Source organism: Paenibacillus sp. NPDC055715, assembly GCF_053617595.1.
Genome location: NZ_JBSHGA010000002.1, coordinates 453,651 through 475,086, shown reverse-complemented (window position 1 = coordinate 475,086; position 21,436 = coordinate 453,651). Strand labels below are relative to the sequence as shown.

18 protein-coding genes and 1 other annotated feature are annotated in these 21,436 nt (G+C 46.2%); of the genes, 5 read left to right on the top strand and 13 right to left on the bottom strand.

What is annotated here, in order from left to right; all coding sequences use genetic code 11:
• The first annotated feature begins 199 nt into the window (after nucleotides 1-199).
• Nucleotides 200-1,462: a putative lipid II flippase FtsW gene (gene ftsW, locus ACWGOO_RS06635; protein WP_452481978.1), complete on the top strand. Its 1,263-nt coding sequence runs from the start codon at nucleotides 200-202 to the stop codon at nucleotides 1,460-1,462.
• Between the two features lie 216 nt (nucleotides 1,463-1,678).
• Here the strand turns inward: ftsW and ACWGOO_RS06630 are convergent, their stop codons facing one another.
• Complete coding sequence (locus ACWGOO_RS06630) at nucleotides 1,679-2,044, bottom strand: Asp23/Gls24 family envelope stress response protein (RefSeq protein ID WP_452481977.1); 366 nt, start codon at nucleotides 2,042-2,044, stop codon at nucleotides 1,679-1,681.
• A gap of 191 nt (nucleotides 2,045-2,235) precedes the next feature.
• On the opposite strand from ACWGOO_RS06630, the gene cax reads away from it, so the two are divergent.
• Nucleotides 2,236-3,306: a calcium/proton exchanger gene (gene cax, locus ACWGOO_RS06625; RefSeq protein ID WP_452481976.1), complete on the top strand. Its 1,071-nt coding sequence runs from the start codon at nucleotides 2,236-2,238 to the stop codon at nucleotides 3,304-3,306.
• Between the two features lie 203 nt (nucleotides 3,307-3,509).
• Here cax and ACWGOO_RS06620 read toward each other — a convergent pair whose 3' ends face one another.
• The 5 genes from ACWGOO_RS06620 to ACWGOO_RS06600 form a co-directional block, all read right to left on the bottom strand.
• Nucleotides 3,510-3,800, bottom strand: a complete 291-nt coding sequence (locus ACWGOO_RS06620; RefSeq protein ID WP_452481975.1) for a DUF1507 family protein — start codon at nucleotides 3,798-3,800, stop codon at nucleotides 3,510-3,512.
• A 140-nt stretch (nucleotides 3,801-3,940) separates the two neighbouring features.
• Complete coding sequence (locus tag ACWGOO_RS06615; protein WP_452481974.1) at nucleotides 3,941-4,183, bottom strand: HPr family phosphocarrier protein; 243 nt, start codon at nucleotides 4,181-4,183, stop codon at nucleotides 3,941-3,943.
• 88 nt (nucleotides 4,184-4,271) lie between these two features.
• On the bottom strand, nucleotides 4,272-5,387 hold the full coding sequence (locus ACWGOO_RS06610) for an aminopeptidase (RefSeq protein WP_452481973.1): 1,116 nt from the start codon (nucleotides 5,385-5,387) through the stop codon (nucleotides 4,272-4,274).
• A gap of 76 nt (nucleotides 5,388-5,463) precedes the next feature.
• Entirely contained in the window at nucleotides 5,464-6,315 is an 852-nt protein-coding gene (locus ACWGOO_RS06605) for a hypothetical protein (protein ID WP_452481972.1), read from the bottom strand.
• Nucleotides 6,316-6,534: 219 nt separating this feature from the next.
• A complete protein-coding gene (locus tag ACWGOO_RS06600) occupies nucleotides 6,535-8,520 on the bottom strand; it encodes a sensor domain-containing diguanylate cyclase (RefSeq protein ID WP_452482050.1) in 1,986 nt (661 codons plus the stop codon).
• Nucleotides 8,521-8,954: 434 nt separating this feature from the next.
• Here ACWGOO_RS06600 and rpsD point away from each other — a divergent pair, with 434 nt between their 5' ends.
• Nucleotides 8,955-9,554 carry a 30S ribosomal protein S4 gene (rpsD, locus tag ACWGOO_RS06595; protein WP_025684247.1) on the top strand — a complete coding sequence of 200 codons (600 nt, stop codon included), beginning with the start codon at nucleotides 8,955-8,957 and terminating at the stop codon, nucleotides 9,552-9,554.
• An 81-nt stretch (nucleotides 9,555-9,635) separates the two neighbouring features.
• Here rpsD and ACWGOO_RS06590 read toward each other — a convergent pair whose 3' ends face one another.
• Together ACWGOO_RS06590 and tyrS are read right to left on the bottom strand one after the other, a co-directional pair.
• The gene (locus tag ACWGOO_RS06590) at nucleotides 9,636-10,505 is read right to left on the bottom strand and encodes an AraC family transcriptional regulator (RefSeq protein WP_452482049.1); all 870 of its coding nucleotides are present in this window, start codon (nucleotides 10,503-10,505) and stop codon (nucleotides 9,636-9,638) included.
• A 314-nt stretch (nucleotides 10,506-10,819) separates the two neighbouring features.
• A complete protein-coding gene (gene tyrS, locus ACWGOO_RS06585) occupies nucleotides 10,820-12,073 on the bottom strand; it encodes a tyrosine--tRNA ligase (RefSeq protein WP_452481971.1) in 1,254 nt (417 codons plus the stop codon).
• A 65-nt stretch (nucleotides 12,074-12,138) separates the two neighbouring features.
• Nucleotides 12,139-12,407: a binding site (T-box leader), on the bottom strand.
• Between the two features lie 135 nt (nucleotides 12,408-12,542).
• Between tyrS and ACWGOO_RS06580 the strand changes: the two genes are divergently transcribed.
• Nucleotides 12,543-15,572, top strand: coding sequence for a transglycosylase domain-containing protein (locus tag ACWGOO_RS06580; RefSeq protein ID WP_452481970.1), 3,030 nt, complete (start codon nucleotides 12,543-12,545; stop codon nucleotides 15,570-15,572).
• Between the two features lie 126 nt (nucleotides 15,573-15,698).
• On the opposite strand, the gene acsA is transcribed toward ACWGOO_RS06580, so the two are convergent.
• The gene (acsA, locus tag ACWGOO_RS06575) at nucleotides 15,699-17,414 is read right to left on the bottom strand and encodes an acetate--CoA ligase (RefSeq protein WP_452481969.1); all 1,716 of its coding nucleotides are present in this window, start codon (nucleotides 17,412-17,414) and stop codon (nucleotides 15,699-15,701) included.
• Between the two features lie 241 nt (nucleotides 17,415-17,655).
• Here acsA and ACWGOO_RS06570 point away from each other — a divergent pair, with 241 nt between their 5' ends.
• Nucleotides 17,656-18,288, top strand: a complete 633-nt coding sequence (locus ACWGOO_RS06570) for a GNAT family N-acetyltransferase (RefSeq protein WP_452481968.1) — start codon at nucleotides 17,656-17,658, stop codon at nucleotides 18,286-18,288.
• 19 nt (nucleotides 18,289-18,307) lie between these two features.
• Here the strand turns inward: ACWGOO_RS06570 and ACWGOO_RS06565 are convergent, their stop codons facing one another.
• The 4 genes from ACWGOO_RS06565 to ACWGOO_RS06550 all read right to left on the bottom strand — a co-directional run bounded on the left by ACWGOO_RS06565 (nucleotide 18,308) and on the right by ACWGOO_RS06550 (nucleotide 21,120).
• Nucleotides 18,308-19,006 (bottom strand): 5'-methylthioadenosine/adenosylhomocysteine nucleosidase, encoded by a 699-nt coding sequence (locus tag ACWGOO_RS06565; protein WP_452481967.1) that lies wholly within the window; start codon nucleotides 19,004-19,006, stop codon nucleotides 18,308-18,310.
• Nucleotides 19,007-19,117: 111 nt separating this feature from the next.
• A complete protein-coding gene (gene ccpA, locus ACWGOO_RS06560; protein ID WP_452481966.1) occupies nucleotides 19,118-20,125 on the bottom strand; it encodes a catabolite control protein A in 1,008 nt (335 codons plus the stop codon).
• Nucleotides 20,126-20,231: 106 nt separating this feature from the next.
• Nucleotides 20,232-20,573 (bottom strand): bacillithiol system redox-active protein YtxJ, encoded by a 342-nt coding sequence (gene ytxJ / locus ACWGOO_RS06555; protein WP_452481965.1) that lies wholly within the window; start codon nucleotides 20,571-20,573, stop codon nucleotides 20,232-20,234.
• Nucleotides 20,574-20,673: 100 nt separating this feature from the next.
• The gene (locus tag ACWGOO_RS06550; protein ID WP_452481964.1) at nucleotides 20,674-21,120 is read right to left on the bottom strand and encodes a hypothetical protein; all 447 of its coding nucleotides are present in this window, start codon (nucleotides 21,118-21,120) and stop codon (nucleotides 20,674-20,676) included.
• Nucleotides 21,121-21,436 lie beyond the last annotated feature (316 nt).

Genomic DNA, 21,436 nt, shown 5'->3' with positions numbered 1-21,436 from the left:
ATTCACAACGTATGTGCCACTGCTTTCAAGCCTCATTTTTTATTCTATTGTAGCAGATATGGAATTGTTGCGATATCCGTTGCCGTATGAAGGTTGCAGAAGCCCTCCAAACATACTATGATTAAGTGTATAAACGATAAAATAATAATGATAAACGTCTGCGAGGCATACCTTGCGGCGAATACCGGGGGAAGCTGATATGAGAAATACGAAGCCGGAGACTCGAAGAAGAGGCACACCGGATTTCCAATTGCTGATCCTCACCTTGTTGCTGGTTGGATTCGGTGTAATCATGGTATTTAGCTCCAGCTCCAGCGTAGCTCTGCTGAATAAAGATTACAATTTTGACTCTTTATATTTTGTGAAGCGTCAATTTGCATTTGCTATACTTGGACTTTTCATCATGTTCGTAGCTATGAATATTAGGATGGAAAAATATAAAAAGCTCTTCGTGCCCTTGTTTTTTATCACCATTTTACTGCTAATCATCGTTCTTTTTACAGGCTCTCTCAACGGCGCAAAAAGTTGGATCAGACTTGGTGGCGGCCTTAACTTCCAGCCAACCGAGCTTGCAAAAATATCCATTATCCTGTACTTATCCGCGCTAATTGTCAAAAAAGGGGATCAGTTTAGAGATTTACGAACCGGCTACATACCCGTAACCGTCATTGTAGGCTTTGTTGCAGGACTCATTATGCTCCAGCCGGATTTTGGCTCCTGCTTCATTCTGGTAGCCACCAGTGGCCTGATCATTTATGCCGGGGGAGCCAGTGTCAAGCATATTACGGCTTCGATTGGTCTGCTCTTACTGGGCGCCGCCCTCGTTTTTGGTATCGGCTCGTTGTTTGGAGGAAATTCTGCAACAACAGATGGACAAGCCACAGCCAAGCAAGATTACAAAATCGGACGTTTTCAGGCCTTTCTCAATCCTATGGAATATAAACTGGGGACTGGATATAATCTGGTACAATCCTTGCAAGCTATAGGAGAAGGCGGACTAAGTGGGTCAGGATTTGGCAAAGGCATTATCAAGCTTCACTATTTGCCTAACTCGTTTAATGACTTTATTTTTTCTGTGATTGGTGAAGAATTTGGATTCATTGGAACAGCGATATTCTTGATGCTGTACCTGTATTTCATTTGGCGAGGGATGATTATCGCCTTACGTTGTCATGATCCGTTTGGGACTTTGGTGGGTACAGGTATTATGGGCCTGATCGCCATTCAGGCGTTCATTAATATCGGCGGTGTAACCCAGACCATTCCGATCACCGGGGTCACGCTTCCATTTATCAGTTTTGGTGGGTCGTCCCTTCTCGTCACGATGTTCTCCATGGGAATCATGCTTAGTATCTCCCGAGAAAACACCAAGCAGTCAGTACAGGAACGTACCACAAGAGTAGCAGTCCGAACCGAAGCGCCTAACCGTTTTCAAACCCGGAAAGCCAACCGCTCCCATTAAAAAAGAACTTCCGTGATCACCGACAACGGTGGTTTTGGAAGTTCTTTTGTATATGTATATACATGCGTTCAATCTGCTTATACGCCGCTGCTTATCTGCAAACAAAAACTGGCGATCCTGAAACCGCCAGTTTTCGTGTTTTATTTGTATCCTCGCCGGGGAATTCCCTGCATGTATAAAACTGGCGGAAACGTCGATGTACCCGCCTTGTCTTTTTTACACTGCGTCGTCCTTGAAAGCAACACCCTCTACTTTTACGTTCACTTCCAAAACCCGCAAACCTGTCATGCTTTCGACGGCTTCCCGCACATTTTGCTGAAGAATTCGGGACACCTCATGAATCGGTGTTTCGTAGAGCACAATAATACGCAGATCAATGGCAGCTTCCAACTTTCCAACCTCCACTGATACGCCTTTTTGCACATTTTTACCACTCAGCCTTTTGGCCCAGCCTTCGGATAAGCCACCTGACATTGCAGCAATGCCGGGCGTCTCCAGTGCGGCCATTCCCGCAATTTTACCTACGACATCGTTGGAAATCTTGATGTTCCCTGCTTCTAGTTGTTGAATTTGCTCTGCCATGACCTATGTCCCCCTTCATCATCCCTTATTTGTATTGTAAAGCCTCAGCCACTGCAATTGCAAACCTTACGTATGAAAAATAACTTTCGTTTACAACCTATATTAACTTGGGTATATTATTTTAGAAAATCCATACAAGTAACAGCATTCACCAAACTTGTATACATCCATTGATATCGAGGTGCTTTTCATTGAAAAAATGGTTATCTCCCGCTTTGCTTATCGCGACCTTTGCTCTTAGTGCAGTCGCTCATTACACACATTGGAACGCAATCGCCCAATTCGTCATTTGCGCAATCTCTGTCGTGTTCGTAGCCGGGTTTCTCGGCAGAGCCACCGAAAGCGTAGCATATTATGCAGGCCAACGTCTGGGCGGATTTTTGAATGCCACCTTTGGCAACGCAGCCGAACTGGTCATCGCCATCTTTCTTGTAAAAGAAGGTCTTTACGATATGGTGAAGGCGAGTCTGACCGGCTCGATCATCGGCAATCTGCTGCTGGTGCTTGGAGCAAGCCTATTCGCCGGCGGATTGAAATACAAAGTACAAAATTTTAATGTATCGCTGGCTGGCTTAAGCGGTTCGCTGATGATTGTGGCGGTCATTGCCCTTTTTGTTCCGGCTGTATTTCTGAATACACATGTCATTACAGATAGTAAATCGGATACGCTCAGCCTCATTGTCGCAGGCACGCTAATTGTGGCTTATATTGCGTGGCTTATTTTTTCCATGATCACGCACAAAGACTATTTATCTGATGTAACTGAACAAAAAGACAAAGAATTGCCTCATGAGCATGCCCCTGTGTGGTCCAGAAACAAATCCATTACCTACTTGGTAATCGCCACCATTATGGTCGCCTTTGTCAGCGAATGGCTTGTCGGAACACTGGAGGTATTTACAACCCAGTTCGGACTCAGCGAATTGTTCGTGGGTGCATTCCTCGTTGCCATTATCGGTAATGCGGCCGAGCACAGCGCGGCCATTTTGCTGGCGATGAAAAACAAAATCGGCGCATCTGTCGAAATCGCAGTCGGCAGCAGTCTGCAAATTGCGCTTTTCGTTGCACCTGTACTAATTTTTGTCAGCTACTTCATGGGAAATACGATGAATATCGTTTTCACCACGATTGAGCTCGTCGCCATTGCCGTCGCTGTATTTATCGCCAAGTCCATTACCCAAGACGGCTCAACCAACTGGTATGAGGGATTGATGCTGCTGGTTGTGTATGTTCTGTTAGGCGTATCTTTCTTCCTCGTGTAAACACCTTTCAAGGTTTTTAAAATGTACATTAGGATGGTAGTGACCGCTTACGCTTCTCCAGATTCAAATGAACCACTACGCTGCTGCTATCTCCTGAAAGAACATTTTAAAAGATAGGTCGACTCGTTCCCATTTCATATGTAAAGGCATCAAAAAAAGCATGCTCTCAGACTCCGCATGCTCTCATCAATTAAACCGGCTTCCTAATTGGCCTTATTGTTCATGGCCTCATATAGAATAGCCAGATTGCGTTCCAGCTCACTGACCAGCTGTTTACCTATCATTTCCGGAAGAAGGCCGGCGCGAACCGCAAAATCCACTTCCTTGGAAAATCCGTACATCTGAGTATCCAGCACTTCCTCATAGAGAGGGCAATAACGGGTTGCCAGATTCTCCATCTGTACTTCAATAAGCTTCTTTATTTTATCTGCGTCGTCCTGAAGCAGATTAATAGCCTTAATGTTCAATTGTTCCTGCAAATCAGATGAAGTCATGGATTCTTCCCCCCTATCTCTCAATGTCGCACAAGATGTTCTAACCTAATATTAGACCAAATTGCAGGCTAATACAAGAACCTGACAAAAAAAGCATCCCTGCAGTTACAGGTAGGGATGCCTTTGATCCAAGAATATAGTCAGGAGGCTACCGATATGTGAAGCCCGTGCTTCTGGAACACTTCAGAGATCGCCTTCTTGGCTTCCTCCGCGTCAGGTCCGTGAGCGTGCAGCTCATAGCTGTGACTGCTGACTAATGTCGTAAACAAGCCAAGTATGCTTTTCACATCAATATACTTATTTTCTGAATGAAGGACGATGGAAGAAGTAAACTTACTCGCTGTCTGTGCAATTTCAACAACCGCGGCATTATTATTAGACATAGAGATCCCTCACTTTACTGGATATCATGTATCATTTCTCATCCATTATAATACATTGAAATCGCTTTCTCAGCAAGGAGAGATGCCGTTATTTCAAGTTCTCAGGGTTTAACGGCTCCAGCTCAGGCAGTACAAATATGCCATCTTTGCGGATTAGAACATCGTCAAAATAAATTTCGCCGCCGCCGTATTCCGGGCGCTGAATCAAGACCAAATCCCAATGGATCGAGGAACGGTTCCCGTTATCTGCTGTCTCATAAGCCTGACCGGGCGTGAAATGCAAGCTCCCTGCGATTTTTTCGTCAAACAGGATATCCTTCATCGGATGCAAAATATACGGATTGAACCCAATCGCAAACTCGCCAATATAGCGTGCTCCCTCGTCGGAATCCAAAATATTGTTTAGCCGCTTCGTATCATTACTCGTTGCTTCTACAATTTTACCATGCTCAAAGCGGAATTTTACATTTTCAAAAGTGATACCATTGTACACCGTTTGTGCATTATAGCTAATGGTTCCATTAACGGAATCTCGCACGGGTGCGCTGTATACTTCGCCATCCGGAATATTGCATTGACCGGAGCATTTGATGGCACCGATTTGCTTAATAGAGAAATTCAGATCTGTGCCTAGTCCGCTAATCCGCACCTTGTCCGTCCGGTTCATCAGATCTGCCAACGCATCCTGCGCCTTATCCATTTTCGCGTAATCCAGATTGCACACATTGAAATAAAAATCTTCGAACGCCTCTGTGCTCGTATTCGCCAATTGCGCCATGCTGTCATTCGGATAACGCAACACAACCCATTTCGTATGCTTCACCCGCTGCTCGCTATGTACCGCATGCTGATAAATCGAATTATACAATTTCATCTTGTCTTCCGACACGTCTGACAGATCATTGACATTCTCACCAGCGCGAATCCCGATGTAGCAATGCATTTGTTTCATCCGATTGAGGTCTATTTCAGCCCAGGTTTGCACCATTTCCTTTGTCGCATGACGAAGCATGGCGCTCTGTACCTTACGATCCGTGAGCTGAACGAAAACGTTGCCGCCTTTTTTGCCTACCTCATGAATAATGGCGTTAAGCAGATCACGCTCCGTACCGATCATTTCAACCAGCACGTTCTCACCCGGCTGTACTTCAACAGAGTAACCCACCAGGTTTTTTGCCAGTTTAACTATTCTGGGATCTTTCATTTGTTATCTCTCCTTCTCTATTTCATTCTTTTTGAACAACGGTTAATTTTAAATCCATTGTATCATACCCGCCCTGCTACTTGTAGCCCTCAAAAGCAACTCTGGTAATCAGGGCTTCCTCATGTCTCTCTCCCATTGCCTCCTGGCGGGCAATTCGGCATTCCGACGACAACTTCAGGGGCAGACCTGTTTGGCGGTCTATCGTCAGATGATACACAGCATGCACATCAGAATGTTCTAATTGGCTACTCATATCCTCACGACTCTGCACCCATATTCGATTCAGTTTTTGCTGCACCTTTTGATTCTTTCCGTTCTGCTTCATGTTTGCTTGCAGGAGTTGAGGGTTTATGGCATCCATTTCTTTCATTAAACGGTCTTTCAACCATCGCTTGGCTGAGGACGATTCTGGCTCAATCCTCACTACCCAGGTTCCCCGCGCTGCCCCGGCCTCCATACGAATGGTCTTATTCAGTGCATTCAATTCCTCCAGCTCCTGAATGGGGTTAAAACGATTTAACGTCCCTACTCCATTCATAGCTATACGACCAGGCGTCACCGCAATCCATTGCCCATCCAGACGAAGAAAACGCTCCTTTGTTATCCCATCCCCGGATACGCCTTGTTCGAGTGCAGCATAGCTTGACTGTTTGTTAAAAGCCGCCGCAGAACCCCAATGCATGGTCAGTTCATCGTGATTGCTCACTTTACCATGATATGCAAATTGTTGATTCATCAGCAGACCGTTTTTGGTGATGACACCAGCCTGTCCTTTGAACGTTAACATTTCTTTGCCCGCTATTCCTGCAACGGATCTTTTAAAAATCTGCTCCGGCGCATTTTGCTGTTTTGTCAGTGTGCATCCACTCAACGAGTACATTACGAGCAACATACAAACTAGCATAACCCATTCTCTTCTCCAACGCATCCAATCATCCGCCCATCATGTCCTGATATAACCCTTACCTAGTGGGCAAGAGCCGTACTTCAGGAAAACTACATTGCTTGTACTTGTCCATCATTCATAGTGCCGTTTAAGCGACACACACGTCTGAGTTTATTATTTTTATAGCTACGATTAGGGTTTCCTGTCTACAAAAGGTTATGCACAGCAAAAAAAAAGAGAATATTCCATTAGGAACATTCTCTATGAATTATTGACATGGTCAATAACACTCCGGTTGCGCCCTTCATTTTTCGCCTCATACAGAGCCATATCCGCCCTGTAAAATAAAGATTCAATACTAATTTGCTCATCCAGCCAATTCCATTCGGCAATTCCGCAGGAAACGGTCACCTGTGGCTCGGTCTCATGTTGTACACGATAACGGATTTTTTCCGCATACTCCAGCGCCTGCTGTACCCCAAGCTGCGGCAAATAGATCGCCAATTCCTCGCCGCCCCATCTGGCACATACATCCTCACTGCGAGTCGCCGAACGAACAATATCGCTGACGCTTTTCAATATTTGGTCACCTGTCTGATGCCCGTATGTATCATTCACCTGTTTGAACTGATCAATGTCCACCAAAATGAGAGATCCGCAAAAATCTTTCTCCTGATGCCTCTGAATCACTTTGTCCACATAATGACGTACATACAGACCTGTTAGCATGTCCATATTGGCCAGACGCCGTACCTCAGCATGCAGCATGGCATTTGTTACCGCCAAACCGATATGGGGAGCCAGCATTTGCAGCATTTTATAATTATCGTACGAAAAAAAGTGAGGAAGCTTACTGGACAATAAAATAGCCCCTCTCGGCGTGCCGCTGGTCTTCATAGGCACCGCCATCAAAGAAAGGGAGTTGGTCATATCCATAAAATCGGAGGATATCTTCCCTTCCTTTCTGTAATCTGACACGATGACAGGCTCTCCTGTTCTGCGTATCAGCCCTGCAAACCCATCCTCACCAGAGTAACTGTGCAGCCTCAAATTTTCTATGTTGCTTGACGTGACCTTAAAGCAATTTCCCACCTGATCGAGTTGCACAATACAGCAAAAGTCAGCTAAGAACATTTTCAATAAATCCTGCACAGCAAACTCGAAAATTTCATTCAGCTTAAGGCTTTGATTCAAGCGCTGAACCAGTTCATTAATGAGACGCAACTCATGGATGAGCACATTGGATTGCTCCAGCAGCTTTGCATTTTCAAATGCGGTTCCGGCTGTGTCCGCCATCATGGCGATCAGCTCCATATCCACTTTCTTCATGCTTTCGGCACCTGATGGAAGAATCATATGAAATACACCATATACGCCTTGCTTGCCACGTAAAGGAATGCCGATTTCGGTCATTTCTCCTTCTGTGCCTACAGGCTCATTAACAGCCATTTGGCCTTTCATAAATGCACGAAAACATACATCCTCATCCCGCTCGTGCAATAACAAAGGTTTGACCTGCGGATTATAACTGTGCCGATCCTGGCTCATGTACAATGTGATATCCACATGCGGAAACAAGTAAGCTATGCTGCCAAATACTTCGTCCAGCACGCCTTCAACATCAATCTTGTCATGCATCCGCTTCACAATCTGAAATAAAATAGAGCGTCGCCTGCCTTCGCGGTCGCACTGGTTCTGCATCCCGAGAATATCTTCCATGAATATATACTCAAATCTCGTATAAAAGCAGGATCTAAAATGCAAAGCTGCCGCCAATAATTCGTCCTGCTCTGGAACTGAATGTTGAACAGGCAGTGTAAAACGAAGAGCGGCAAAAGCCTCGCCCTTATGATTGCGGCAAAATACAGGAACCATGTACACAAATGCAAGGCTTTCGTCCCGAAGTTTGCATTGGCTTACTTCCATTTCTCTGGACAAGCAGCAACGTTCGACCAACTCCAGATCCTCGTCATCATCCTCTCCCCTACCTGCAACCCGAACACCTGTAAAATTAAAAACGGCGGTATGTTCTTCATTAACCCACGATATACCATTGCTTTGCTGCAACCAGTTCCGATATCCTTGAACAAGAAGCTGATTAATATAGGGGAAATCAAATGGTGTCATATCCATGTTTTGGAGCCAGGCAAAAGACGTATATCCTCTATCATCAAACAGCGAAGCACCGCTAGCCTGGGCTGTTTTACCGTCAAGCGTTTGCTGATCCATTGTTGAAAAGTCCGACATATTAAGGCGCTCCTTCACAGCAAAATTAGCTGTACCAAGACAGCGGCTATACACCACATAGCTTATAATATGATCTATTTTACTCTTAACTCCAAAAATTTGCATCCATTTTCCAGAAATCCATCCTATTTTTTAGTTCTAAAGCCCTATCGACAAATTTTGACGTTTTCATTCTTTTTCTCTTCTTGACATTGACCCACTGTTACATATAGTATATATTAATGAAAAAGACTGTACGGCAGAACTATCTACTGTGCGGATCTTAAATTTTGGGCGTAACAGTTTGTGTCACCCTCATCTCATTTGTTGCTAACAGGACAGCGGCTGAACTTTTCTGTCAGTAGTGCGCATCACCTTGATTGGTAGCGCCGAACAAATTGGAGCGCAAAGAGAGCCCCAACTCAAATTTTAATTATGAAGGAGTTAACTCTATAATGGCACGTTACACTGGTCCTAAATTTAAATTGAGCCGTCGTCTGGGGATTTCCCTGAGCGGCACAGGTAAAGAATTGAAACGCCCTTTCCCTCCGGGACAACATGGTGCAAACCAACGGAGAAAAATCAGCAACTACGGTATGCAGCTTCAAGAAAAACAAAAGCTGCGTCACATGTACGGCTTGGGTGAAAAACAATTCCGCACTCTGTTCAACAAAGCTCAACACATGCACGGTATCGCTGGTGAGAACTTCATGTTCTTGCTGGAAAGCCGCCTGGACAACCTTGTGTTCCGTCTTGGCTTTGCTAATTCCCGTGCAGGCGCACGTCAATTGGTAGCACACGGTCACGTTACTGTGAACGGTAAAAAAGTTGACATCGCTTCTTACCAAGTAAGCCTGGGCGACGTGATCGGTCTTCGTGAAAGAAGTCGTTCCCTGTCTTCCATCAAAGAAGCTTTGGAAAACCGCAACCACTTGGCAGCTTACCTGGAGTACAATGACGCAGCTCTGGAAGGCAAATACATTCGTTTGCCTGAGCGTGGCGAATTGTCCCAAGATATCGACGAAAAACAAATCGTCGAATTCTACAACCGCTAATCCTTGTGATAGCACCGAAAAGCACCCGAACCTTGTTCGGGTGCTTTTTTCGTGTCACTGTAGCGTACAGCTTGCAACATTTTATTCGATCGGTATATATACCTTAATATCCAAATGATCGGGAAAGGAGGAATTCATCACGTCGGTGATTTCAAAATCCGGTCCTTCCCTACGCTCAAAATTAGAGTTGGGAAGCCATGTGCCGTAGATATAGTTTCGCACATCCTGAACCCGGCCATTCGGACCTGAAGCGTTAAATTCGGCATACTTTCCTGCTGGAATCTCCATATAGATAAAACCCTTTGCCAAATCTTCCGCTTCTCCCCCAACTTCCTCGCCAATCACAAATGAAAATTCACCATTATCTTGAAAATAGCAAGCAATACCGTACGACATCCCCGGTGTAATTTTATTCGGAACACGCATAAAATGCTTATTCGTTCCAAAGTGATCATAAAATCCTGGAATCTCATTATAATGCTGCTCATGATTCAGGTTTGTTTTGTATTCATACCCTATAATCTTAATCGTATCGAGTTGCAACATCACCGGCTTATTCACATCCAAATCCCCTTTGGTGTTCTTTTGATAATCCAGAAAATTGATCTTGTGTTGTCGAGAAATATCTATATCACCATTCCGGTATCTCCCCGGGGTGACACCAAAACTTTTTTCAAAAGCACGTGTAAACGCTTCTTGCGAACTGTACTGGTATTCAAGAGCAATATCTAATACCTTTTGATTAGACTGTTTCAGCCCTACAGCCGCCTCCGATAATCTTCTCTTCCTTATATACTGTTGAACCGTAAAACCCGAAATCGCCTGAAAAAGCCGCTGAAAATGAAAGGATGAAAAGCAAGCTTGCGAAGCAATTTCCGTAATTTTCAACTCCTCTCGAAGATTCATTTCAATAAACTCAATCGCACACTGTATTCTTTTAAAGTAGTCCATACGATCCTTCCCCGTGCTTGTTATGGTTTGACCATTCATCCACCAAGCGAATTTAGCAAGACTTCGTAATCCATTATGTACAATCCTGCACATGCTTGTTTGATCATTTGTGCTAAGTTTACCACGGCCTTTTTACTTCAGTAAAAATAAAAAAGCAACGCAGAGACACTATGCATGTCTCAGCGTTGCTATAAGAATGGTGATTTACGGCGGGCGACAGCGAAGCGACCTGATTTAAATCTGGAGAAGCACAGCGGTGTAGACTAAATTAGACCCAGGGCTACCTCACTCCCGCCATGTGTCTCACACTTTTATCAGCCCAGCTTGATTTTGGCGAACTTCCGTTTACCCACTTGCACAATATCGCCTTCCTGAGGCGTGTATGCTTCGTTTACATCAGTCCATTTCTCTTCATTAATTTTGACCGAGCCCTGCTGAATGCTGCGTTTGGCTTCACCGTTAGATGCCGCAAAGCCCAAATGAGTCAGCAATTGGATGACACGGATGCCGCCAGCTTCCAAATGATCCGCCGTCAAAGTGAACTCTTCAATATCGTCAGGCAGCGCTCGTTGCTGGAACACAGTCACAAAATGCTGCTTCGCTGCTTCCTCCGCTTCCTTACCGTGGTACATGCGTACCAACGTTCCAGCCAGCTTCATTTTGGCGTCACGCGGATGCACTGAACCGTTCTTAATGCCTTCCGCCAGCTCAGCCAATTCCTCATTGTTCAAATCTGTTGCCAGCTCAAAATATTTAAGCATTAGTTCATCAGGAACCGACATGGATTTTCCGTAGATTTCGTTCGGCTCCTCATTGACACCAATATAGTTGCCCAGACTTTTGCTCATCTTCTGCACGCCATCCAGCCCTTCAAGCAGTGGCAACGTAATAGTGGCCTGTGGCTCCACTCCGTATTCCTTTTGCAGAGTTCTACCCATCAGCAAATTGAACTTTTGATCTGTACCGCCCAGCTCGATGTCGCTTCGGAGTTCCACTGAATCCATCCCTTGCATCAACGGGTAGAAAAATTCATGGATGCTGATCGGCAAGCCGTTTTGGTATCTTTTCGTAAAGTCATCCCGTTCCAGCATACGTGCGACAGTTACTTTAGCGGCCAGAGTTACCACATCGGCAAAAGACATGGGAGCCAACCAATGGGAATTGTAGTATACCTTTGTTTTTTCGGGGTCCAGAAGTTTGAATATCTGTTCCTTATACGTCTGAGCATTGCGCTGGACATCTTCCTCAGTCAGCTGCTTCCGGGTTTCCGATTTGCCTGTCGGATCACCAATCTTGCCCGTAAAATCACCGATGATAAGTTGCACCTGATGACCAAGCTCCTGAAACTGGCGTAGCTTATGCATAACGACCGTATGCCCGATGTGAATATCCGGCGCCGATGGGTCAAGTCCTAATTTAATTTGGAGTGGCTCACCGCTAACGACCGATTTAATAACCTTACGCTTCAGCTCGTCCTCCGGTACAATTTCTGCCACACCGCGTTGAATCACACTTAATTGACGTTCTACCTCTGCCTGCTGTTCAGGCTTCAACTCTTCCCACTTCATCCTGTATACCTCCTGTTTTTATCCAAATATTACATATTAAAACAAACCAAAAAGCCCCTTTCATCCCAAGGGACGAGAAAGAGCTGCTCGCGTTACCACCCTAATTAAAGAAACGTATGCCAAAGACAAGCGTTTCTTTCACTTCATTCCTATAACGGGCCTACACCCGGTACTGGATTACTATGGTCAGCTTCGCAAATCTGCAAAAGCTCTGACATTCATCCAGACAGCTCCAGACGGTAATTCAAAGGAGGGTCGTTACCGATTCGCACCACCCATCGGCTCTCTGCACAACGTAATTCCACCTTCTACTGAAGTCTTTCTCTGCTTTTCAAGATATTCACTTTGACCTATTTATAACACACCGCTTTTATGGAGTCAACGACACCAAAAGACAGGCTTTTTAGCATATGGGTTCATTTTGTAATTTTATGCTATAATAATGGCTGTTATAAAGGAGGAAGACTTAATGGTTGAAGAAAACAACAATGTATTAGAGCCAAAGCCTTCCCGCTTACGGACAACCATGCGAAGGCTCGGCCGTGTCATAAAGTGGGTCGTCATCATCGGTTTTATGGGGGCTCTGTTCGCAGGAGGAGCCGCAGCCGGCTATGTAGCCTCTATTGTGAAAAGCGACCCTGTACGCTCCAGATCCATGATTGAACAGGAAGTAAACAAAAACGCAATTACAGGCTTCGCTTATTTCAATGATGGCTCCCCCATCGGACAGCTCCGGACAGAAGAAGATCGGCGTCCTGTCACGTTTAAGGAGATTCCGCAACTCGTCATTGACGCAGTCATTGCCATTGAAGATAACCATTTTTACGAGCACAAAGGTGTCGATCTGTCGGGAACGCTGCGGGCTATAAAACAAAAAGCGCTGCATGAATCCGTACAAACCGGGGGAAGCACGCTGACCCAGCAGCTCGCCCGTCGTGTCTTTCTGAATCTGGATCGCACGGATGACCGCAAGGTCAAGGAAATTTTGCTCTCTCTGCGCCTTGAGCGCTTCCTGAGCAAACAGCAAATTATTACGGCCTATCTCAATAAAGTACCTTTTGGTAACGGGTCTAGCGGTTATAACGTCTTTGGGATCAAAGCAGCGGCCAAAGGTATTTTTAACGAGAATGATCTGAGTAAGCTGAATGTGGCTCAAGCCGCCTATCTGGCAGGTCTGCCACAGCTTCCTTCCTCTTATTCCGCTTACAACGGTAAGGGCGAATTTAACGAGTCCGGCTTTAAAAGGGCGATCAACCGCCAGCACCTGGTACTCAGCCGAATGCTGGAGGAGAACAAAATCAATCAGGCGCAGTATGATGAGGCGATGGCTTTTGATATCAAAAAGTCGCTCGCTCCACGCACCATTAAAGCCTATAACACGTATCCGTATCTTATGATGGAAACGGAACGCCAAGCTGCGCAGGCACTCATGTCGGTCACAAATCCGGGACAAGCGGCCAATGCCAACGCAGATACAGATGCCAAGACCAAGGATGATAACGACTTGCTCAAAGAAGCTGAACAACAGCTTCGAACAGGTGGTTATATGGTATACACCACTATTGATAAAAGCATCTACAAGTCGATGCGCCAAATCGCAGAGAACAAGAATAATTTTTCTTCCACAAGTAAAACCAAGGGCGACGAGCAAGCGGCCGCGATTCTTATTCAGCATAAAACAGGCGCGATTCTCGGTATGATGGAAGGCCGGGATTTCCAAAAGGAACAGATGAATTATGTGACCCAGATGGTACGCCAGCCGGGATCGGCTATGAAGCCGATTGCCGCTTATCTCCCTGCATTGGACAGCGGTCTCGTGCAGCCTGGCAGCATCGTGGATGATGCACCTATTATTTTGAAGGATGGCAGTAATGGGTATCACATCCCGAAAAACTCCAATAACCGCTATCAGGGGCTGGTTACGGCCCGTTATGCGCTGAATCAGTCACTAAATACGGTAGCACTCAAGCTGTTTAACGAAAAAGTAGGTATCAGGAAAGCTTGGGATTTTGCCAAGAAGCTAGGCATTACCACCTTGGAACCAAGCGATAACAACGCTCAGACGGGTGTACTCGGCGGCTTGGCCCACGGGGTCACAGTCGAGGAACTGACGAATGCTTATGGTGCGATTCCAAATGGCGGTGTATTTAATGATGCCTACATGATTGAAAAGATTGTGGACTCGCAAGGCAATATTGTTTATAAGCATCAGCCTAATCCTGTACAAGCCTTTACACCACAAACCGCCTATCTGATGACGGATATGCTGCGTACAGCCGTGTCCGAAGGTACAGGCAAACTGGTGAAGCGTAATTTCAATCAAGCGGGCAAGATTCCGATAGCCGGTAAAACAGGTACTACACAATCCTATACCGATGTTTGGTTCGAGGGCTTTACGCCTGACGTCACGCTAGGTGTGTGGGTTGGCTATAAGCAACCTGTCAATAAGCTTGAAACGAAAGCACAAAAAGAGCGGGCACGCCGCCTGTGGGCGCAAATCATGAATGAAGTGACCGCAAAGGATCCGGATCTGTTCCAAACCGACAGCTTCAAGCGACCAGACGGTATTGTAACAAGAACAGCGTCCGCATACGGTTCGGATATTTACAACAGTAAGTATCCACCCAAAAATAGTGAAAATGGTGTCACTCGTGCCAAATATATTACCAATCAGGGTGTCAATTACATCCCACGGGACGGCACACCGGATGATATGTTGAACGAGCAGACTGTTAGAAAACGGGAAAAGCCGATTTCAGAGCTGATTAAAGAGCTTCGGCAAGCCTTTACGGTGATGAAACGGCATAATTCGTTGTCCTACTATCTGCCTCAGGATGCAGATAAGGCGGCTCCTACCCAGATTGATCCGCGTAAAGACGATGGAGCCGCTCCTAGTGCTCCGTCTAACGTTAGCGTAAGCTATGGTGACGGCAAAGCTATGATCAGCTTTAGCCCGAGCGGAAACAACGATGTCGTAGGATACCGTCTATATCGTTCTACGGATGGGGGCAGCTTCCAACGGCTTGGCAAGGTCGTCATGGCTGACGGCTCCAAAGTGTTCTCTGACAGTCCAAGAGGTAGTAGTTCCAGCTACTACGTAACCGCCGTTGATGTAGGCGGACGTGAGTCAGGGCCAAGCTCCCAAGCAAGTGCAGCGTCTGTAGTGCCACCTGTTGATCACGAGAATCCAGTTGTACCGGGTGAAGAAAATGGAACAGGTGCGCAGCCTACGGAGCTTCCTACCGCTCCTGGTCAGCCTCAAGCGAAAGCAGCAGGCTCATCCATAGCGCTCCAATGGAGGGCAGGAAAGCCTGCGGATGCTATTACAGGCTATAACGTGTATTACAGTGAAAGCGGTGCGGAGCCTTTTACAAACATCGGCTCCACCGCGTCCACCAGCTTTGAATATAAAGCGGGCAGAAAACCGAAGGGTTGGTTCCGCATCACTTCCATGAATGCCTTGGGGGAATCAGCTCCTTCCGGAGCCGTTCGTCCATAACAGCTCACAACAGCAACAAATGCTGATATTTGGTGAAAATCCACTTTATCAGCTCAACAAAAAGGGAGTCCCTCAGCCATCACAGCTTTGGAGACTCCCTTTTTTTGTATCTTTCTTAAAAAGCATTTAATCCTCTATGGTAGACAAATCTCCTGTAGGAAGATTAAGCTCCCAGGCTTTCAGTACACGTCTCATAATTTTACCGGAACGGGTTTTGGGCAGCTTTTCCTTAAACTCAATTTCGCGTGGTGCAGCATGGGCAGACAGCCCTTCTTTGACAAAGCGATAAATATCCTGCTGCAAAGCTTCGGAGGGTGTATAGCCTTCACGAAGTGCGATAAAAGCTTTAATGATCTCTCCCCGTACGGTATCCGGCTTACCTATCACTCCAGCCTCCGCTACAGCGGGATGCTCCAGAAGCTTGCTCTCGACCTCAAATGGACCGATTCTCTCCCCGGAGGAATTAATGACATCATCAATCCGCCCCTGAAACCAGAAGTATCCGTCCTCATCCATATAGGCAGAATCACCGGACACATACCAGCCAGAAAAACGGAAATACTCCTGAAATTTGTCCGGGTTATTCCATATACAGTTCATCATAGACGGCCACGGCGTACGTATCGCCAAATGTCCCATTCGGTTGGGCGGCAGCACTTGCCCTCTGTCGTCCAGAATAGCGGCCTGAATGCCAGGCAATGGCTTTCCCATCGAGCCGGGCTTAATCGATAGCTCAGGGTAATTACAGATCATTTGTCCACCCGTTTCCGTCATCCACCAGGTATCATGAATACGCTGCTTATATACCTGCCAGCCCCAGCGCACCACCTCGGGATTCAGCGGCTCTCCGACGGATAGCACATGCCGCAGGCTTCCGAGATCATATTTAACAACGATATCCTCCCCTGCGCTCATGAGCATCCGAAACGCCGTAGGAGCGCTATACCATACAGTCACCTCGTGACGCTCAATGGTTCGGTACCAGTCCTCGGGACTAAAACGACCGCCACGAATAACATTTGTTGCTCCATTCAGCCATGGGGCAAAAATGCCATATGACGTTCCTGTAACCCAACCGGGATCGGCTGTACACCAATACACATCATCTTCACGGAGATCCAGCACCATTTTACCGGTATAATAGTGCTGAATCATCGCGTTTTGCACATGATACACGCCTTTAGGCTTGCCCGTTGAGCCTGACGTGTAATGAATAATCAGCCCATCCTCACGACTCAGCCATTCCGGTTCAAGTTCCTCGGAGGACGTAAGCATTTCCGTTTCAAAATCAATAGTCCCTTGCTCCCGTTCGTCCACATCGCCAACCACAAAAATATGCCGCAACTCCGGAAGTTCCTCACGCTTTACGCGCGAGAGAAGTGCAGGCGTGGTCACCAGCGCCACCGCCCCGCTATCTTCCAACCGATCCTTGACAGCCGTTTCCATAAACGCCTCAAACAAAGGCCCGACGACTGCTCCTACCTTCAAAATGCCAAGCAGACTAATGACCAGCTCAGGCGAACGCGGCATGAATATAAATACTCGCTCCCCTTTGCGAATTCCGTATTTACGCAGCACATTACCAAACCTGTTGGAGCTAGCACGCAACTGAGAAAAGGTGTAGGCTTCATGGCGGTTCGCGTCACAATACAACAATGCCGTTTTGCTGCCTCTTCCTTCCTCTACATGCCGGTCAATCGCTTCATGCGCCATATTCACTTTGCCTGATTCATACCACGTAAAATGACGCTCTGCATCTTCCCACTGAAAGTGGTTGTAAGTTTGTTCATACGGACCCATGTTGGATGTGGGAACTACAGCCTGGAGTTCTTCAATCTTCATGCGTTCAGCCTCCTCACGATATAATGAGAATAATACAGAACAAGATAACGCTTACAAATTCAATAAAAGCATGTCGATTCCTTTGTTTAACGTCTGATCAAGCGAATAATTGTGAACATTTCATGTCTAAATCAGTATATCATAGGTGAGGATGTGACGACCACCCTTTTCATTTATTTGTTTTTTTGCTATAAGTAAGGGATATGGAGAGCTAGGTCACGGTAAACAAGGAGGCGCATGTATGCAGCATTTAAAACTGCACCATTTAAACACGCTGAGTCATAACGGGCAAAAGATCTACGTAGAAGGCCCCGTATCCGCTGATCAACTGCGTTCATTTCAAATGCATCCACAACTGGACGCCTTTCGCAAGCCGAAGGAGCAATTCGACGCGCTGTTGGATATTTCGGGACTGCCGGAAGGCAGGATTATCATCGCTCATGATGGGGAAAGCATTCTCGGATTCGTGACTTTTCACTACCCGGATGAGATGGAACGCTGGTCGGAAGCCGGAATGAAGGACCTGCTGGAGCTTGGAGCGATTGAGGTAGCCGACGACTATCGCGGACTGGGCCTGGGAAGCCAAATGATCCGGGTCGCCTTTGAGGACGGACAGCTGGAATCCTATATCATTTTTACGACTGAGTACTATTGGCATTGGGATTTAAAAGGCAGCGGTCTATCCGTATGGGAATACCGCCGCATGATGGAACGTCTGATGAAGACGGTGGATATGGTCTGGTACGCTACGGATGATCCTGAAATATGCTCCCACCCGGCGAATTGCCTAATGGTCCGAATGGGAGCGGATGTCCCCCTCACATCACGGGAACAGTTTGACCGTATCCGGTTTGTGAGAAGATTCATGTATTAAATGTTACATCACTAGCCTTTTAACCCAGATGCTTCAGCATATACTCCACAATCCGGTGCGAACGATGGGAGGATTCTACCGTAAATTCGCCAAAATTAACGTGAGCCGATCCGTCGGCCTTATCAGACATAGAGCGGAGGACAACGTAAGGCACAGCGTTCATATAAGCTGTCTGTGCCACTGCTGCGCCCTCCATCTCGGTACAAACACCGTCCATCTCCTGATGCAATGCAGCTACCAGCTCACGACTGGCGACAAACTGGTCACCGGAAAGCACCTTGCCGATAATATAACGATCGCCGAATGATTGACAGGCTTGCTCAGCCAGACGTACAAGATCAGGATCAGCCGCAAACTCCGAGGTTTCCTGATAAGGAATGACCCCTCTGGCATAACCCAAAGGCGTGACATCCATATCATGCTGCATACATGTCGAGGAAATCACGATATCCCCAATATTTAAATCCGGATGCACCGCCCCTGCCACTCCTGTAAATATGATCTGTTCTGCACCAAAGCTATCGATAAGGATTTGTGTCGTTACCGCAGCATTGACCTTACCAACACCGGATTTGCATATGACAACCTGCTGACCATGAATGACTCCCTTTGTATAGGTGATTCCAGCCTTGACCGACTTACTAGCTTCAGTCATTGTAGCAAGCAGCAGCTCAATTTCTTCATCCATGGCACCAATTAATCCATAGATTTTCCTCATCTCAAATCCCTCTATTCTCTGTTTAATGATGTGCATAACGGACTATGTATTCACGAAAAAAGCTCCATTAAAGGAGCTTTCATCGAAGGTCTATCCTGTTAACCAATCTGTCTAGTCTAGATAATTAACCGACAACCGCAAAATCGTTTCATGCGGCAAAATGACGCGAGGATTCTCCACGTTTTCCTTCTTCATCAGCTTGGTCAGCAAACGCATAGCTACTGCACCCAAATCGTACATCGGTTGCGCCACTGTCGTAAGCTGCGGACGAACCATGGAAGCCATACGGATATTGTCCACACTGATGACAGAAAAATCGTCCGGCACTTTCAAGCCTTCATCCTGAATGCTATGAATCGCACCAATCGCCATTTCATCCGTAGCCGCAAAAACCGCGCTTGGCTTCTTCTTGAGGCCCAGGAAATACTTCATTGCCTCTACACCGGACTCATAACGATAGTTCCCGATTCGTACGAGATCTTCCTGATACTCAATTCCTACTGCTTCCAGCGCTCTCTTGTAGCCTTGGAAACGTGCATAACCGTTCGCAGGGTCCTGAAGCGTACCACTAATCATCGCGATTTGGCGATGCCCGTGGCGGATCAACGTATTCACTGCATCAAAAGCAGCGGCTTCATGGTCAATATCAACCGAAGGGTAGCTGCCTTTCTCATCACTTGTTGCGCACAGAACGATAGGAACCGCAGACGTATGAAAAGCCTGAATATGCTCATCCGTAACTGTGCCGCCCATGAACAGAAGTCCATCAACCTGTTTTTCGAGTAGCGTATTAATGACACGAATCTCTTTTTCTTTCCGCTTATCGGCATTACACAAAATAATGTTATAGTGATACATATTCGCAATATCTTCAATACCGCGGGCAATTTCTGCAAAAATTGAGTTCGATATATCTGGAATAACCACGCCAACGGTCGTTGTCTTCTTACTGGCCAGACCTCTAGCCACCGCATTCGGGCGATATCCCAATTGTTCAATCGCTTCATACACCTTTTTGCGGGTCTGAGGCTTTACGTTAGGATTATTGTTAACTACGCGGGATACCGTGGCCATTGAGACACCGGCTTCGCGAGCTACATCATAGATCGTTACCGTCACATTCCTTCTCTCCATTGCCAATAAATTTTCAACCGAATCCTAGATCAATTAATTAAACCATGATACGACAAAATACTACTTTATGCAACGACTGCGCTCATTCTGCCTATGTGAGATGATCGTGGAGCGCATGGGCTGTAATATTCGAATGGGATGTATGCCAGACAACCTCTCCGTCCTTGATTAAAATGGCCTGCGGCGATTCATGCTTCACCTGAAGCCTGTCCGCAGCCTCATTGGACACCGGCCGGTCTTCTACCACATAAATGATACCGTATTCAATATTTTCGTCGGGAGTGCCTTGCAAGTAGGATTCCATCTCCTGATGTGCACGGGAACTAATCGGACAGCGTGTGCTATGTTTAAAGAGAAGCAGCGGCTTGTCTGATGACGCTTCCAGTGCGGAATTTAATTGTTGAACAGTAGTCATTTTTGTCATCGTCGCCATTGGATATACATTCCTTTCTGTGTCTTGTCGTATGGCCTATTCACATCGTAACAAAAAGAACATGTAAAATCCAATGGTGACCATGAAAATTTTCATTTTTTTAGTTTTTTGTATTCGTAAACACCGATTCACTGGTAAAACCGGATAATTGAACCAATCTTTTCTGTACATCGTTCATCCAATCCTCATCTCCCTGACTTCTCGCATAACGATAAAGGTCCAGCAGCAGGTTGATTCGAAGCTCCATTCGCTCCTCCAAAGAGGATTGCCAGTCCACATTGGGATTGTCCGATTCCTCCAGCACCAGCATGCGAATAATTTCAGCCAGCTCGTTGTTACGGGCAAAGGAAATGCTCCGAGCCGTAGGCTCGCTCCCCAAATTTTGTAACAGTTCCTTGATGTCCTTCGTCACATGCTGCAAAACCTCACTCGAGAAGCACGAAGGGCATGAAAATACGGGAACATGTAAAATTTCAACCTTGTCCGCATATATCACCTTTCTTAACTCCAGCCCCATCGGTTTACCGCATTGGCATTGCTTATGCATTTAACCACCTCATTACGTAGGATCAAACCATATGAGGATCTCATCATAATCCAGATATATCCATCTACTAGAGCGTGTCTTCAAACTTTAAGCTAGCCACATCATGATGGAAGCCAACATCAAAAAAGCTTGAAAGGTACAAGCTAATTTTTCGAATCTTGTAGCGCGATTCGACGATAATGTTTAATTCGACTTTGGGACCTCAAATCCTTCCACAGATTGCAGCTATAAAAAAATTATCAAATCTTTGGCGGATCAGAAAATGACAACAATTGCTGTCAAAGAGCAGACTACTAACTTGAGAATCTGCGAAGGA

Bases quoted from the DNA above. Each gene is read 5' to 3' on its own strand.
- ACWGOO_RS06620 (WP_452481975.1), bottom strand. From the start codon at position 3,800: ATGACTTCATCTGATTTGCAGGAACAATTGAACATTAAGGCTATTAAT.
- ACWGOO_RS06590 (WP_452482049.1), bottom strand. From the start codon at position 10,505: ATGGACTACTTTAAAAGAATACAGTGTGCGATTGAGTTTATTGAAATG.
- ACWGOO_RS06630 (WP_452481977.1), bottom strand. From the start codon at position 2,044: ATGGCAGAGCAAATTCAACAACTAGAAGCAGGGAACATCAAGATTTCC.
- ACWGOO_RS06600 (WP_452482050.1), bottom strand. From the start codon at position 8,520: ATGTCGGACTTTTCAACAATGGATCAGCAAACGCTTGACGGTAAAACA.
- ACWGOO_RS06565 (WP_452481967.1), bottom strand. From the start codon at position 19,006: ATGAGGAAAATCTATGGATTAATTGGTGCCATGGATGAAGAAATTGAG.
- ACWGOO_RS06580 (WP_452481970.1), top strand. From the start codon at position 12,543: ATGGTTGAAGAAAACAACAATGTATTAGAGCCAAAGCCTTCCCGCTTA.
- tyrS (WP_452481971.1), bottom strand. From the start codon at position 12,073: ATGAAGTGGGAAGAGTTGAAGCCTGAACAGCAGGCAGAGGTAGAACGT.
- ACWGOO_RS06570 (WP_452481968.1), top strand. From the start codon at position 17,656: ATGCAGCATTTAAAACTGCACCATTTAAACACGCTGAGTCATAACGGG.
- ACWGOO_RS06605 (WP_452481972.1), bottom strand. From the start codon at position 6,315: ATGCGTTGGAGAAGAGAATGGGTTATGCTAGTTTGTATGTTGCTCGTA.
- rpsD (WP_025684247.1), top strand. From the start codon at position 8,955: ATGGCACGTTACACTGGTCCTAAATTTAAATTGAGCCGTCGTCTGGGG.
- ftsW (WP_452481978.1), top strand. From the start codon at position 200: ATGAGAAATACGAAGCCGGAGACTCGAAGAAGAGGCACACCGGATTTC.
- ACWGOO_RS06550 (WP_452481964.1), bottom strand. From the start codon at position 21,120: ATGCATAAGCAATGCCAATGCGGTAAACCGATGGGGCTGGAGTTAAGA.
- ytxJ (WP_452481965.1), bottom strand. From the start codon at position 20,573: ATGGCGACGATGACAAAAATGACTACTGTTCAACAATTAAATTCCGCA.
- ACWGOO_RS06615 (WP_452481974.1), bottom strand. From the start codon at position 4,183: ATGTCTAATAATAATGCCGCGGTTGTTGAAATTGCACAGACAGCGAGT.
- acsA (WP_452481969.1), bottom strand. From the start codon at position 17,414: ATGAAGATTGAAGAACTCCAGGCTGTAGTTCCCACATCCAACATGGGT.
- ACWGOO_RS06610 (WP_452481973.1), bottom strand. From the start codon at position 5,387: ATGAAAGATCCCAGAATAGTTAAACTGGCAAAAAACCTGGTGGGTTAC.